General features: G+C 61.9%; 11 protein-coding genes and 1 tRNA gene. 3 read left to right on the top strand and 9 right to left on the bottom strand.

The window, feature by feature from the left end:
* Positions 1 to 63: 63 nt before the first annotated feature.
* Positions 64 to 885: an ABC transporter ATP-binding protein gene (locus BHD06_RS02490; protein WP_080455376.1), complete on the bottom strand. Its 822-nt coding sequence runs from the start codon at positions 883 to 885 to the stop codon at positions 64 to 66.
* Positions 882 to 2,825 (bottom strand): AMP-binding protein, encoded by a 1,944-nt coding sequence (locus BHD06_RS02485; RefSeq protein ID WP_080455375.1) that lies wholly within the window; start codon positions 2,823 to 2,825, stop codon positions 882 to 884. The genes BHD06_RS02490 and BHD06_RS02485 overlap by 4 nt, the downstream gene beginning before the upstream one ends.
* Positions 2,826 to 3,055: 230 nt before the next feature.
* On the opposite strand from BHD06_RS02485, the gene BHD06_RS02480 reads away from it, so the two are divergent.
* Positions 3,056 to 4,963 (top strand): PAS-domain containing protein, encoded by a 1,908-nt coding sequence (locus BHD06_RS02480; RefSeq protein WP_080455374.1) that lies wholly within the window; start codon positions 3,056 to 3,058, stop codon positions 4,961 to 4,963.
* Positions 4,960 to 5,661 carry a response regulator transcription factor gene (locus BHD06_RS02475; protein ID WP_080455373.1) on the top strand — a complete coding sequence of 234 codons (702 nt, stop codon included), beginning with the start codon at positions 4,960 to 4,962 and terminating at the stop codon, positions 5,659 to 5,661. Before BHD06_RS02480 ends, BHD06_RS02475 begins: the two co-directional genes overlap by 4 nt.
* Before the next feature lie 117 nt (positions 5,662 to 5,778).
* On the opposite strand, the gene BHD06_RS02470 is transcribed toward BHD06_RS02475, so the two are convergent.
* The 7 genes from BHD06_RS02470 to pdxH all read right to left on the bottom strand — a co-directional run bounded on the left by BHD06_RS02470 (position 5,779) and on the right by pdxH (position 13,817).
* A complete protein-coding gene (locus BHD06_RS02470) occupies positions 5,779 to 6,975 on the bottom strand; it encodes a hydantoinase/carbamoylase family amidase (protein WP_080455372.1) in 1,197 nt (398 codons plus the stop codon).
* 224 nt (positions 6,976 to 7,199) lie between these two features.
* Complete coding sequence (locus BHD06_RS02465) at positions 7,200 to 7,550, bottom strand: GrlR family regulatory protein (RefSeq protein ID WP_080455371.1); 351 nt, start codon at positions 7,548 to 7,550, stop codon at positions 7,200 to 7,202.
* 219 nt (positions 7,551 to 7,769) lie between these two features.
* Positions 7,770 to 11,435, bottom strand: a complete 3,666-nt coding sequence (locus BHD06_RS02460) for a vitamin B12-dependent ribonucleotide reductase (protein ID WP_080455370.1) — start codon at positions 11,433 to 11,435, stop codon at positions 7,770 to 7,772.
* A gap of 515 nt (positions 11,436 to 11,950) precedes the next feature.
* A tRNA-Pro gene (locus tag BHD06_RS02455) sits at positions 11,951 to 12,027 on the bottom strand.
* Positions 12,028 to 12,094: 67 nt separating this feature from the next.
* Positions 12,095 to 12,589 carry a DUF192 domain-containing protein gene (locus tag BHD06_RS02450; protein ID WP_080455369.1) on the bottom strand — a complete coding sequence of 165 codons (495 nt, stop codon included), beginning with the start codon at positions 12,587 to 12,589 and terminating at the stop codon, positions 12,095 to 12,097.
* Positions 12,556 to 13,092, bottom strand: coding sequence for a cold-shock protein (locus tag BHD06_RS02445; protein ID WP_080455368.1), 537 nt, complete (start codon positions 13,090 to 13,092; stop codon positions 12,556 to 12,558). Before BHD06_RS02445 ends, BHD06_RS02450 begins: the two co-directional genes overlap by 34 nt.
* Before the next feature lie 122 nt (positions 13,093 to 13,214).
* Positions 13,215 to 13,817, bottom strand: a complete 603-nt coding sequence (gene pdxH / locus BHD06_RS02440) for a pyridoxamine 5'-phosphate oxidase (protein WP_080455367.1) — start codon at positions 13,815 to 13,817, stop codon at positions 13,215 to 13,217.
* A gap of 152 nt (positions 13,818 to 13,969) precedes the next feature.
* Here pdxH and fabI point away from each other — a divergent pair, with 152 nt between their 5' ends.
* On the top strand, positions 13,970 to 14,776 hold the full coding sequence (gene fabI, locus BHD06_RS02435) for an enoyl-ACP reductase FabI (RefSeq protein ID WP_080455366.1): 807 nt from the start codon (positions 13,970 to 13,972) through the stop codon (positions 14,774 to 14,776).
* The last annotated feature ends 5 nt before the right edge of the window (positions 14,777 to 14,781 follow it).

Here is a 14,781-nt window from a genome sequence, read left to right as displayed (position 1 = left end):
GTGTTGTCCCGCGGCACCGGCGCGATACAGACGCGATACCGGCATGTTACCGATGTGGAAAAATCAGTCATGCGCCACCCCCAGATAAGCGTCGATCACCGCCTGGTTCTGGCGCACCTCGTCCGGGGTGCCGTCACCGATCTTCTTGCCGTAATCCATCACGACCACCCGGTCGCTCAGGTCCATGACCACGCCCATGTCGTGTTCAATGAGGGCAATCGTGGTTCCGAATTCGTCATTCACATCAAGGATAAAGCGGCTCATATCCTCCTTTTCCTCGACATTCATCCCCGCCATCGGCTCGTCCAGAAGCAGGATCGACGGCTCCGCCGCCAGCGCGCGCGCCAGTTCCACCCGCTTCTTGAGACCGTAAGGCAACCGCCCCACCGGGGTCTTGCGGATATGCTGGATTTCCAGAAAGTCTATGATCTTTTCAACGACTTCACGGTTCTCGACCTCTTCGCGTTCGGCCCTCCCCTTCCAGATCGCCTGTGAAAACAGCCCCGCGCTCATCTGACGGATACGGCCCGTCATCACGTTGTCGAGCACCGTCATCCCCTCAAACAGCGCGATATTCTGAAAGGTGCGCGCGATACCCTGCTGCGCCACCTCATAGGGCTTCATCGTCGGGCGCCTGGCCCCTTTGTACCAGACCTCACCCTCCTGTGGATGATAGAACCCGCTGATCACGTTGAGCATCGAGGATTTGCCCGCCCCGTTGGGGCCGATGATGGCCCGGATCTCGCCCTCGCGAATGTCGAAACTGATATCCTGGATCGCCACCACCCCACCGAAGCGCAGCGTGATATGTCGCATTTCCATCACAACCGCACCGATCTTGCGACCGTCCTCGGTAGTATATCCATCAGGTGTCATATCGTTCATTCCGCCGCCACCTTTGCTGTCTCGACAGGCACCACCGCCGCGTCGCGGATCATTAGCGTCGCGCTGATCGAGCCTTTGCGCCCATCTTCATAGGTCACTTCGGTTTCGGTGTAGATTTCGGCCGATCCATCATAAAGCGCGTCGATCAGATCCTTGAACTTCTCTTCAACGACGCGGCGGCGCACCTTGCGGGTGCGGGTCATTTCGCCGTCATCGGCATCCAGTTCCTTATGCAGGATCAAAAAGCGATTGACCTGACAATGCGACAGCATCGGATCATCCGCCAGAGAGCGGTTGACCTCTTCCACATGCGCCTGAATGGTATCAAGCACCATCGGATGCCCGGCCAGTTCCTGATAAGAGGCATAGCCGATATTGTTGCGTTCGGCCCAGTTGCCCACGGCCGACAGGTCAATGTTGACAAAGGCCGTGCAGGCCTCGCGCTCATTGCCAAAGACCACGGCCTCGAGGATATTGGGATAGAACTTGAGCTTGTTCTCCACGTATTTCGGCGCGAACATCTGCCCGCCGGCCATCTTGCCAACATCCTTGGCGCGGTCGATGATCCGCAGGTGGCCCGTGCCGTCCTCGAAAAAGCCCGCATCGCCAGTGGCAACCCAACCCTCTGGATCCTTGGTCTTTTTGGTGCTCTCGTCGTTCTTGTAATAACGCTCGAACGTCCCCGGCCCGCGGAAGAACACCTCGCCGGTGTCGCTGATGCGGATCTCCACGCCCGGTGCGGGCACACCCACGGTGTCGGACCGCACCTCGCCATCGGGTTGCAGCGTGATGAACACGCTGGCCTCGGTCTGGCCATAAAGCTGTTTGAGGTTGATGCCGAGCGAGCGGTAGAAATCAAAGATTTCCGGCCCGATCGCCTCGCCTGCCGTATAGCCCACCCGCACCCGGCCAAGCCCGAGCGTATCCTTGAGCGGGCCGTAGATGAACAGGTTGCCGAGCGCGTATTTCAACCGATCCATCCCGCCCACGGACTTGCCATCCAGGATCGCCGGCCCCACCCGGCGGGCATGCGCCATGAAGCGGTCGAACAGCCATTTCTTGAGCTTTCCCGCATCCTCCATCCGGATCATCACGTTGGTCAACTGCGTCTCGAACACGCGCGGCGGGGCGAAATAATAGGTCGGCCCGATCTCGCGCAGGTCGGTCTGCATGGTCTCGGGGCTCTCGGGGCAGTTGACGCAGAACCCGCACCAATAGGCCTGTCCGATTGAAAAGATGAAATCGCCGACCCAGGCCATCGGCAGATAGGCCAGCACCTCCTCGTCGCGGGTCAGATGATCGAACTCGGACGAGGATTTCGACGCCTCGATGATGTTGCGATTGCTCAGCACCACGCCCTTGGGCCTGCCGGTAGTGCCCGAGGTGTAGAGCATCACGCAGACGCTGTCATAGGTCAGCTTTTCGCGCCGCGCCTTGAGATCCTCGATCCATTCGTAATAGGACGCGCGGCCCTGTTCCTGAATGTCGGTATAGCGGTGCAGCTTGTGATGGTCGTATTTGCGCAGACCCCGAGGATCGACATAGATCATGTGTTCCAACTGGTGCAGCCCCTCCTGCACCTCGATCAGCTTGTCGACCTGTTCCTGATCGTGCACGATGGCAAAGCGCGCGCCGCAATGATCCATGACATAGGCCATCTCGTCGGCGGCGGCATCCTGATAAAGCGGTACGGGAATGGCGCCAACCGATTGTGCGGCAACCATGGCCCAATAGAAATACGGGCGGTTGCGCCCGATGATGGCAATGAAATCACCCTCATTCACGCCAAGATTGATCAGCCCGAGCGCAAGCGCCTCGATCTCCTTCTCGACCTCGGCCCAGGTCCAGCATTGCCATATGCCGTATTCCTTTTCGCGGTATGCGGGTTTGTTGCCGAACCGTGTGGCGTTACGTTGCAAGAGCGCCGGAACGGAATCCATCCCGTCCGTCGCCTGTGACGGCTGTGCCAATTTTCATCCTCCCAATTGTCCGCTAGCACGGACCTTCGACCACCTTGGGGCGATTCTCCTCTCCTCAAAGGGTGCGGGAAACACGCTCGCCGTCAACTTTTTCGTGAACATTTCGCAAACCTTTCGAATTGTAACAGGCGCATATACAGCCTTTGCGCTCGTCTCCTGCGGTGCTAGCCAATGATCAGGAGGAACGATGAATGAGCCCCAACCGCGCCGATCGCGACGCCATGACCATGGCCGGGCTGAACCTTATTCAGCAGGCGCTCACCATCTATGACAGCGATCTGCACCTCGTCGTCTGCAATCGCCGGTTTCAGGAAATGTTCGCCCTGCCCGATTGGCTGGTGACGCCGGGGGCCGATTTCTCGGACACGATCCGCTATCTCGCGACACGCGGCGATTATGGCTATGTCGGCGATGTCGACGACTTCGTTGCCACCCGCGTCGAGATCGCCCGCGCCTTCGAGCCGCATTACATGGAACGCACGCGCGCCAATGGCCGCACGATCAGTGTCGAAGGGACGCCACTGCCGCAGGGCGGGTGGGTCACAGTCTATACCGACATCACCCGCACCAAGCGGCAAGAGGCGCTGCTGCGCGCCCGCTCCGAGGAACTGTCGGATCAGTTGCTCAGCTATTCCGAGGAACTCTCCGCCGCCAACCGCGAGCTTGAGGCGACGATCACCGCACTTGAAGAGGCCAAGCGCCAGATTTCCGAGGCTGAGGCCCGCACCCGGCTGACCGCCGAGATGATGCCCGCGCATATCGCCCATATCGGCCCCGACTGCTGCTATACCTATTCCAACCGACGCTTGACCTCGGTCATGCCCGGCTCCCGCACCGATCTGATCGGGGTGCACGCGGCCGATGTGCTGGAGCCGCAACCCTGGTCGGTGATCAGCCCCGAGCTTGAAAAGGCCTATGCCGGAGAGCCGTCGGTCTTCGAGTTCACGCACGAGCCAAGCTCGCGCCGTATCCGCGTGGCGCTCACCCCCGATCATTACAGCGGCGGGGTCTATATCCTGTCGATGGACATCACCGAGGAAAGCCAGACCCGCGCCGCGCTGCAACAGACAAGGCGGCGCGAGATGGCGGCGCAGCTGACCAGCGGATTGGCGCATGATTTCTCGAATCTTCTGACGATCATTCTGGGCATGCAGTCGCGGCTTGGCCGGATGGGCCTGCCGAACGAAGCGCGTGAACTGATCGACGCCACGCTCGCCGCCGCCCGGCGCGGGGGCGGGTTGTTGGGCCGCATCGCCGACATGACCGGCCCGCGCGAACACGAGCCGGTGCCGACCGATCTTCAGGCCTTTCTGGGCGATCTGGAGACGCTGGCGCGCTCCGCCCTGCCCTCGGGCGTCACCCTGCGGATCACCCGAGAGACGACCGAGGCCCGCTATCTGCTCGATGCCGGCATGTTGCAGGATTCATTGCTCAATCTCGTCCTCAACGCCCGCGATGCCTGTGGCGACAGCGGTGAAATCACCCTGATCGCACGCGCCATTCAGGACACATGGCTTGAATTCGTGCTCGACGATACCGGCCCCGGCTTCAGCCCCGAGGCAATCGACCACGCGCTCGTTCCGTTCTTCACCACCAAGGGCGGCGAAGGCTCGGGACTGGGCCTGTCGATGGTCTATGACATGACCAAACTGGCGGGCGGGCGCATCATTCTGGGCAATACCGACAAGGGCGCGCGCGTGGCCCTGCGTCTGCCGCTGCGCCCCGCAGGCGATGCACGCCCCCCCGGCCTCGTGCTGCTGGTCGAGGACAGCCCCGACCTGCGCGGCGCCTTGCGCGACATGCTGCGCGCTGCGGGTCACAGCGTGATCGAGGCCGCCAGCGTCGAGGAGGCGAGCACCCTCATCGCCCAATTGCCCGAGATTTCCGCCGTTCTGTCAGATATCGTTCTGGAAGGCGATCGCACCGGGCTCGATCTCGCAGACGTGCCACGCGGACCGGATTGCCCGCTTGTGCTGATGACCTCGCTGCCCCCCGACGACCCGCTGCACCGCGCCGCGACCCTACGCGTACCGGTGTTGCGCAAACCTTTCACCGCAGCCCAGCTTGACGCCGCGCTGAATGCCGGAGATCGCCCATGACCACGCCACTCGTCACCATTCTCGACGACGAACCGGCGATCCGGATGATGCTGGCCGATGCGCTGACCGAGGCCGGGTTCCGCACCATGGCCTTTGGCCGCGCCACCGAATTCGAGGCCGCGCTGCGGCAGGCCAATCCCGATGTCTGCCTTGTCGATCTGTCTCTGCCCGACCGCGACGGGCTGACCCTGGTGCACCGGCTGGCGCTGGAGCAGGGCGCAACGGTGATCATCATTTCCGGCCGCGCGCAGGTGCAGGACCGGGTGACCGGGCTGGAACTGGGCGCAGACGACTATATCATCAAACCGTTCGACCCTTCAGAGGTGGTGGCCCGCATTCGCGCCCGCCTGCGCCGCGGCACGCCCGCCCCCCAGACCGGCGAGGTGGCGCGCTTCAACGGCTGGGTGGCGCATTTCGACCGTTATGTTCTGGAGGATGAGAGCGGCGCGGAAACCCCCTTTTCCCATGCCGAGGGCGAGGTGCTTCGGCTCTTTCTCGAACGCCCCAAGCGGCTGATTTCCCGGCAGGCGATGCAGGAGACGCTCGGCGGGGCGGCGGGCGAAAGCTTTGACCGTGCGATGGACGTGCGTATCTCGCGCCTGCGCACCAAGCTGCGCGAAGACCCCAAGAACCCGCGCCTGATCAAGACGATCTACGGCGCGGGCTATATCTTTCTGGGCGATGTGGCCTGGGGATAAGGGGCTGTCATCCCAGCCATCCGGGTCATGCATCCCCCTGCCATCCCCGGGCTTGATCTCAGGACCGCTCTCCAACAGATCCTCCGGTCAAGCCGGACGATGACGCGGTTCAAACGATCACAGACGCGCCGCCGCCCCCGCCAGCACCTCAAGCCCCGCCACCAGATCGGCCTCGGCGGTGTCCTCGGCAAAGGCGTGGCTGATCCCGTCGATCGAAGGCACGAACAGCATCGCGGCGGGCATCAGCCGCGACACATTGGTCGCATCATGCAGCGCGCCCGATTGCATCTGCCGCCAGCGGCCCGGCACCACGGCCTCGGCGCTGTCGCACAGCGCCGCGCGCAAATGCCCATCCATCGGCACCGGCTCCAGCCCCAGCATGTCGCCGAAACTCAGCCCAAGCCCCATTTCCTCGGCCACCTCGGCGGCGGTTTCGCGAATGATTTCCTCCATTCGGCGCAGACGGTCGCCGTCGCCATCGCGCCATTGCACCGAAAACACCGCCTGCCCCGGCACGATCGAATGCGCGTCGGGATGCAGCCGCACATGGCCGATGGTCCAGACCGTCTGCGGCGTCACCACGTTGCGGAACCGCTCGTTGATCAGGCTGTTGAACCGCGCCAATCCCTGGAACGCGTCGCGCCGCAGGTGCATCGGCGTGGTGCCCGCATGGTTCTGCTGGCCATCGAGCGTGATCCGCATGTCGCGGATGCCGACGATATCGGTCACGACCCCGACCGCCTCATCCGCCTGTTCGAGCCACGGGCCCTGCTCGATATGCATTTCCAGAAAGCCGCTGAACCGTGCGGGATCGACGAAATCCGCCGCCAGATGCGCCATGCCCGCGCGCGCCTCGGCGAAACTCACGCCCTCGCGGTCGGTCTGCCGGTCGGCGTCCTCAAGGCTCAGGTTGCCCGACCAGATCGCGCTGCCGGTGGTGACGCCAAAACGCCCCTCCTCATCCTGAAACGAGACGACCGACACGGGTGGCCCACCCGCCTCGACACTCGCGCGCGCGATCTCCAGCCCCGCGATGACACCAAGCGCCCCGTCGAGCCAGCCGCCCTCGGGCTGGCTGTCGCTGTGACTGCCGATCAAGAGCGATTTGCCCTCGGCCAAACCAAAGAGACTGCCCACCGGATCGAATTGCGGGGTAAGCCCCGCCGCGCGGATCTCCTCGGCCAGCCATTCGCGCGCGGCAATGTCGGGCGCGCTAAAGGCCGGGCGCACCACGCCGCGGCCCACCCCCGCCGCGCCGAATTCGCGCAACCGGTGCAGGTCGGCCAGAAATCTCTCAGGGTTGACAGTGATCATGCGGGGCCTCCTCTGGTGAATTGCGCGCAGGGTACAGGCCTGCCGGGTCAGCGCAACGCGATTCCGGGCGATAAAATTGACCGCCGGGGGCCGCAAAAGAAAAAGAGGGGGCACAGGGCCCCCTCAGGTTCGCGGATCGGGATGTTGATTTACTGCCCGATTATGGTTGTTGCCTGTCTCCGATCCGCGTCCGGGGCGAGCGCACCCGCCCCTGAACCTTACAATCACTCCGCCGCGAGAGGCTTAGCCCTCGACAGCTGAATCTGAATCTCGAGGTGATCTTGCCCACGCACGTGACCATTGAACAGTACCACATCACCGTCGAATTGACCGTCAAGGTCCAGATCAAACACCTGGCCCACAGAGTGGCCAAAAATAGAAGGATACCCTGCCACGTGTTGTTCCACCTTCACTGTGCCCGCAAGTCGAGAACCGACCTCGCGAAAAGAGCCAGTGAAGATGTAGCCCGAGTCACCGCCGGTGAGTTGCAGGTCTTTCAGGGTTATCACTCCAGCCCCCCAATCTTGGGCGCTTTTGAACTGCACCGTGTAGGTGCCATCAGTTTTGTGAGACATCTTAGGTCTCCTTTCAGTTTATCCACAGCCTGCGAGCATTTCTTGGTGGCAAGTCTGTGAGTAAGTCCGCACGCTATTGATCCCATCAGTCTACCGTGTTTCCGCTACATGTATCGGCCCTACAGGGTCGAACTTGGTTATTCCTCAGCCCGTACAGAGTTTCGCTGAGGAAAAGCCGGGGGTCGGTGCGCTAACACCGATCCCCAACCCTCAATTTGCTTAGCTACACCCGCTTGTCGATCCGCAGGTGTTGCACTTCATGCAGGTGCCGTTGCGCACCAGCGTGTAGTTGCCGCATTCGCCGCAGGCCTCGCCCTCGTAACCTTGCATCCGGGCCTTGGTGCGGGCGTCCATCGACATAGTGGTCGACGTGGCCGACACCGACGCCACGTTGGCCTGCACCGTCTCGGGAACGAGGGTTTGCAGTGCCGCCTCGGCATCACTGCCGTGAAAGCCGGTGGTGCCGGTGGCCTGACCGCCCTGAAACACGACAAGTTCCTGTGGCAGGCGCTTGCGCAGGTAGCCGGTGGAGCTGATCTGCTTGAGCACCTCCAGCGAGCGCGAGGCAGCGTCACCCGACATCTCCTTGATGTTGCTCACACCTTCCTCTTCGCCGCGTCCCAGATCGTCGAACGATGCGCCCGAGGGTTTGACATGTGCCAGATCCGTCCGGTCGAGATAGCTGACCGCCAGTTCGCGGAAGATATAGTCGAGGATCGAGGTGGCGTTCTTGATGCTGTCATTGCCCTGCACCATGCCCGAGGGCTCGAACTTGGTGAAGGTGAAGGCATCGACGAATTCTTCAAGCGGTACGCCGTATTGCAGGCCCACCGACACCGCGATGGCGAAGTTGTTCATCATCGCGCGGAACCCGGCACCTTCCTTGTGCATGTCGATGAAGATCTCGCCAAGCTGGCCATCCTCATATTCACCTGTGCGCAAGTACACCTTGTGCCCGCCGACCATGGCCTTTTGCGTGTAGCCCTTGCGGCGCTGCGGCATCTTTTCACGGTTCGAGCGGACAATTTCCTTGATCACCACCTTCTCGACGACCTTCTCGGCCAAAACGGCGGCCTTTTCCTGCGCCGAGCCCGATTCAAGGATCTCGGCGGCCTCGTCATCATCCTCGACCAGCGCCGATGCCAGCGGCTGGCTGAGCTTGGAGCCATCACGGTAGAGCGCGTTGGCCTTGACGCCGAGGGACCACGACAGCTCATAGGCTTTCTGACAATCTTCGATGGTGGCGTCGTTGGGCATGTTGATCGTCTTGGAGATCGCCCCAGAAATGAACGACTGCGCCGCCGCCATCATGGTGATGTGGCTGTCCACACCGAGATAGCGCTTGCCGGTCTTGCCGCAGGGATTGGCGCAATCAAAGATGTGATAATGCTCTTGCCGCAGATGCGGCGCGCCTTCCAGCGTCATCGTCCCGCAGACATGGTCATTCGCGGCGTCGATCTCGCGACGGGAATAGCCCAGATGCGCAAGCAGGTCGAAACTCGGATCGTTCAGCTTTTCGGTCGGGATGCCGAGCACCTGCGTGCAGAACTCCGCGCCGAGCGTCCACTGGTTGAACACGAAGCGGATATCGAAGGCAGAGCCAAGTGCTGCATCGACCTTGGCCAATTCCGCCTCGCCAAAACCGTGACCGACCAGCGAGGTGTGATTGATGCCGGGCGCGTTGCCGATGGTGCCGTGGCCCACGGCATGGCCGATGATTTCCTCGATCTGCGCCGGGCCATAACCCAGCTTTTCAAGGGCGGCGGGCACCGACTGGTTGATGATCTTGAAATAGCCGCCCCCGGCCAGTTTCTTGAACTTTACCAGCGCGAAATCGGGCTCGATGCCCGTCGTGTCGCAATCCATCACCAGTCCGATGGTGCCGGTGGGCGCGATCACGGTGGCCTGCGCGTTGCGATAGCCGTGCTTTTCGCCCAGTTTCAGCGCTTCATCCCAGCTTGCCATCGCCAAATCGACGAGGCCGGCATCGGGGCAGCTCTTGTGGTCGAGCGGCACGGGTTTGACGGCGAGCGCCTCATAGCCCTCGGTCGCGCCATAGGCGGCGTTACGGTGGTTGCGGATCACGCGCAGCATGTGCTTGGCGTTTTTCTTGTAACCCGCGAAGGCACCCAACTCGCCCGCCATCTCGGCGGAGGTCGCATAGGAGACGCCGGTCATGATTGCCGTCAGCGCCCCGCAGAGCGCGCGGCCCTCGTCGCTGTCATAGCCATAGCCCATGTTCATCAGCAGGCCGCCGATATTGGCGTAGCCAAGGCCAAGCGTGCGGAAATCATAGCTGCGCTGCGCGATCTCCCTGGAGGGAAACTGCGCCATGGTCACCGAGATTTCCAGCGTCAGCGTCCAGAGCCGGGTGGCATGCACATAGGCGTCGGCGTCGAACTGTCCGTCCACGTAGAACTTGAGCAGGTTCATCGAGGCGAGGTTGCAGGCGGTGTCGTCGAGGAACATGTATTCCGAGCACGGGTTGGAGCCACGGATCTCGCCGTCCTCGGGACACGTGTGCCAGGCGTTGACCGTGTCGTGATACTGGATGCCCGGATCGGCGCAGGCCCAGGCCGCGTGGCCCACATCCTCCCACAGATCACGCGCCTTGATGGTCTTGGAGACCGAGCCATCGGTGCGGTTGATCAGTGCCCAATCCTCGTCATTCTCGACCGCCTTTAGGAAGGCGTCCGTCACGCGGATGGAATTGTTGGAGTTCTGGCCAGAGACGCTTGCATAGGCCTCGCTATCCCAATCGGTGTCATAGGTCGGGAACTCGATGCTGCCATAGCCCTGCTTGGCATAATCCAGCACGCGCTTGACGTAGGTTTCGGGAATCTGCACCTGTTTCGCGCCGCGAATGGCGGATTTCAACTGCGCGTTCTTCTTGGGATCAACCGCATCCTCGGTGCTGCCATCCCAGGCGCGGATCGCGGCGAAGATCTCATTGAGCTTCAGCTCGTGCATCTTGGAGCCTGCGACGATGCTGGCGACCTTCTGCTCTTCCTTGACCTTCCAGTTGATGAATTCCTGGATATCGGGGTGATCGGCGTCGCAGATCACCATCTTGGCGGCGCGGCGCGTGGTGCCGCCCGACTTGATCGCGCCTGCCGCGCGGTCGCCGATCTTGAGAAAGCCCATCAGGCCCGAGGACTTGCCGCCGCCCGAGAGCGGCTCGTTGGCGGCGCGCAGGCTGCTGAAATTGGTGCCGGTGCCGGAGCCGTATTTGAACAGCCGCGCCTCGCGCACCCAGAGATCCATGATGCCGCCATCGCCGACCAGATCGTCCTTGACCGACTGGATAAAGCACGCATGCGGCTGCGGATGCTCGTAGGCGGAGGCGGATTTGGTCAGCTCGCCGGTCTCGAAATCGACGTAGTAGTGGCCCTGCCCGGGGCCGTCGATGCCGTACGCCCAATGCAGGCCGGTGTTGAACCACTGCGGCGAGTTGGGGGCGGCCATCTGGCGGGCCAGCATGTAGCGCATCTCGTCGAAATAGGCGCGGGCGTCGGATTCGTTGGTGAAGTAGCCGCCCTTCCAGCCCCAGTAGCACCAGGCACCGGCCAGCCGGTCGAAGACCTGCTTGGCCGAGGTTTCGCCGCCGAAGCCGTCATTGTCCTTGGCCGGCTTTGCGCGCCACAGGAACTCCGGCACGCCGTCTTCGGCCACCTTTTCGAGCTTGTTGGGCACACCGGCCTTGCGGAAATATTTCTGCGCAATCACATCGCTCGCCACTTGGCTCCAGCCTGCCGGGACTTCGATCTCGTCGAGTCTGAAGACCGTCGTACCGTCGGGATTGCGGATCTCGGAACTCGCGGTCACGAAGTCCAGCGCAGCATAGGCATCCTGTCCGGCGGTGGTGAATTTACGTTCGATCTTCATCTGGCTGCCCCATAGCAATGTGGTTCGTGGGCCGTGTGGCCCTAGTGTGAGTGGCCGCTGACGCGCATGGGGCACAAAGTGACTGGCGCACCGCCCGAGTGATCTGCGGCGCAAGTCGTGCCCGGTGACGTTCCGGCTATGTCGAGGTTTGGGTCGGTTGTCCCTGCCCGGGCCGATCACTATATCTTGTGGTCTTGCTGCCCGTTTACACAACCTGACGTATGTTGCCCTATCCGGTCAACGGAAAATTTGGCATTTTTCTCACAAAAAGGATTTGACTATCCAAAGGCATCACATCCCGTCTGGCACCCTGGTGATTCATCCACAGAGGGGCACACCAATGCAACGGAACCCCCAGGATCAGAGAAGCCCTGCGATCATCGGGATTTAGCGTGCGAAGCTGGCAGATTGCTTTAAGTCAGGCGAGTGCACAGCGCCCCTGGGGCGGGTGAAACCATGCTGCACACTCAACATGTTGCGACGCCGAGCACGCGGTCTACACCTTGTGCGAAAAGTGGTCGGGGCGGCGAGATTCGAACTCACGACCCCCTGTACCCAAAACAGGTGCGCTACCAGACTGCGCCACGCCCCGGACCACGCGCCCGTATCTAGCGTCGTAACGCGCGCTTGAAAAGCGCAAAACGCCGGATGGCGCGGTGTTATTGACTTTCGCCGCAGGACCAGGCCGCCACGTCCTGATCAATCGCCGGGTGGCGCAACTCCCAGCCTTCCGCGATGCCGATCTTGCGCGCGAGACCGCCGTTGATTTCCAGCACGCTCTGTATCGCGTTTCCGCCGAAGATCGGCGTCTCGTCATGTGGCTTGGCGTCGTGATGCACCTTTTGCACCGTGCCGCTGGCATCGAGAAAGATCATGTCGAGCGGGATCAGCGTGTTCTTCATCCAGAACGCCACGCGCTTGGGTTCGGGGTAGACAAAGAGCATGCCCGCGCTCGGCGACAGCGTTTCGCGATTCATCAGGCCCTGCGCCCGCTCGGCTGCGTCGTCGGCCAGTTCCACCCGGAACCGCACCATGCCCGCATCGCTGCGCAGGATCGCGGCGTCCTCTCGGCAGGGCTCCGCCTGTGCGGCACCCGCCCAGCAAGCAAAGAGCGCGAGCCCTAGTCCCTTGACAATTTTACCGCTGTTTCCCATCCGCAGACCTCTGTTGCCATTCGCCCTCTTTTACCATCTATCACGCGAATGGCCAGCGCTTCTCCGGGCTGCACATCGGCCAGTCCGGAACGCCGCAGCACCTCGATATGCACGAAAACGTCCTCGTCGGACCCGAAGGTGTTGGCAAACCCGAAGCCCTTGCCCTTGTCGAACCACTTTACCCGCGCCGGAAGCAGCGGTGTGGACCGAATCTCTTCAACATCTATGTCCTGCAAATCGCTCAGGCCGGGCTCTTCCAGATCGTCGGGCGGCTCTATCGCATGCACCTCGACGGCCTGTCGGCCGCGCTCGGTCTGCTGCACATCCAACTCGATCCCCGCCCGATCTGCGATCGAACTTTGCCCGAAGTTTCTCAGCACGTTGGCGTGCAACAGAATGTCTGCCTCGTCCTCGTCGGTGACGACAAAGCCAAATCCCTTGACCGGGTCAAACCACTTGACGCGCCCCTTAACTCTTCGGATTTCGTTCTCTTTTCCTGCCACCGTACCCTACCTAAGCGTCTTCACCCCTAAGACCGCGTTAAGACTTGCGCTATATTCGTCCCCGCATGCAAGACAAAAATATAACTTAAATTCAATTATTTGCATTTCACGCAACGTGAAATTCATGGACTGATACGCTCGATTTTCCAGCTTTCACCGGGTGTCGTGCGACGCCAGACGAAGCGATCGTGCAAACGGAACTTGCCATCCGCCCAGAACTCGATCTCCACTGGTGTAATTCTGAACCCTCCCCAAAACGGAGGGCGCGGCGGGTTGGAACCCTTTTGCGCCGTCACCCTGGCCACCTCCGCCATCAGCGCCGCGCGCGAGCCAAGTGGTTGCGACTGCTGCGAGGCCCAGGCCCCCAATCGGCTCTTGAGCGACCGGGACGCGTAATAGGCATCTGCCTGCGGTCCCTCTTCGCGCGTCACATGCCCGCGCAGCCGCACCTGTCGCCTCAGGGATTTCCAGTGCAGCACCATCGCGGCCTGCGGATTGACCTCAAGCTCCCTGCCCTTGGCCGACCCGTAGTTGGTGTAGAAGACGAACCCGTCCGCGTCGATCTCCTTGAGCAGCACCATGCGCACATTCGGCAGACCATCCGCATCCGCCGTGGCAAGCGCGACGGCATTGGGATCGTTGATCTCGCTCTCCTCCGCAGCATCAAGCCAGCGGCGCACGATCTCGAATGGGTCATCGCCCGCGAAGATACCGTTTCGTTCCATTTCAGCCTTGTCCGATCCGCCAAATCACCTGTTCGTGATCACAATAGCGTGTTTTGCTGCGTTGAACAGAGTCGAGGTGATACCGTCTGGCCCTTGATGCAATCCCCCCGATCACCTAAAGGTCAGAAAAATCATCGTGGCGGGGGCTGGGAATGTCGAACACACTCATGACAGGAAAACGCGGGCTGATCATGGGGCTCGCCAATGACAAGTCGATCGCTTGGGGTATCGCGCGCGCCTGCGCCGAGGCAGGGGCGGAACTGGCCTTCAGCTACCAGGGCGACGCCCTCAAGAAACGCGTGGCCCCGCTCGCTGCAGAGCTTGGATCGGACATCGTGCTGCCTTGCGACGTGGCTGACATGAATTCCATCGACCAACTATTCACCAGCCTGGGCGAGCATTGGGACGGGCTCGATTTCGTGGTCCATGCCATCGGCTTTTCCGACAAGAACGAATTGCGCGGCCGCTACGTGGACACCAGCCGCGACAATTTCCTGATGACGATGGACATCTCGGTCTATTCGTTCACCGCCGTGATGCAGCGCGCCGAAAAGATGATGGGACCGGACAGCGCGGCCCTGACGCTCACCTATTACGGGGCCGAACAGGTGATGCCGCATTACAACGTGATGGGCGTGGCCAAGGCGGCGCTGGAGGCGTCGGTGAAATACATGGCCGAGGATCTGGGCCGCGACGGGATTCGCGTCAACGCGATCAGCGCCGGGCCGATCCGGACGCTGGCCGCATCCGGCATCGGCGATTTCCGCTATATCCTGAAATGGAACGAGCTGAACTCGCCGCTGCGTCGTAACGTGACCAACGACGATGTGGGCCGCTCGGCGCTCTACCTGCTCAGCGATCTCGGGTCGGGCGTCACCGGCGAGACGCTGCATGTCGATGCAGGCTATCACGTCGTGGGCATGAAGGCCGTTGACGCCCCCGATATCGACGCGACCTGAGCGCG

Source organism: Roseovarius sp. A-2 (genome assembly GCF_002072155.1).
Lineage (GTDB): Bacteria > Pseudomonadota > Alphaproteobacteria > Rhodobacterales > Rhodobacteraceae > Roseovarius.
Note: the sequence above shows the minus strand (reverse complement) of the source record. Positions and strands in the feature narration are given on the sequence as shown.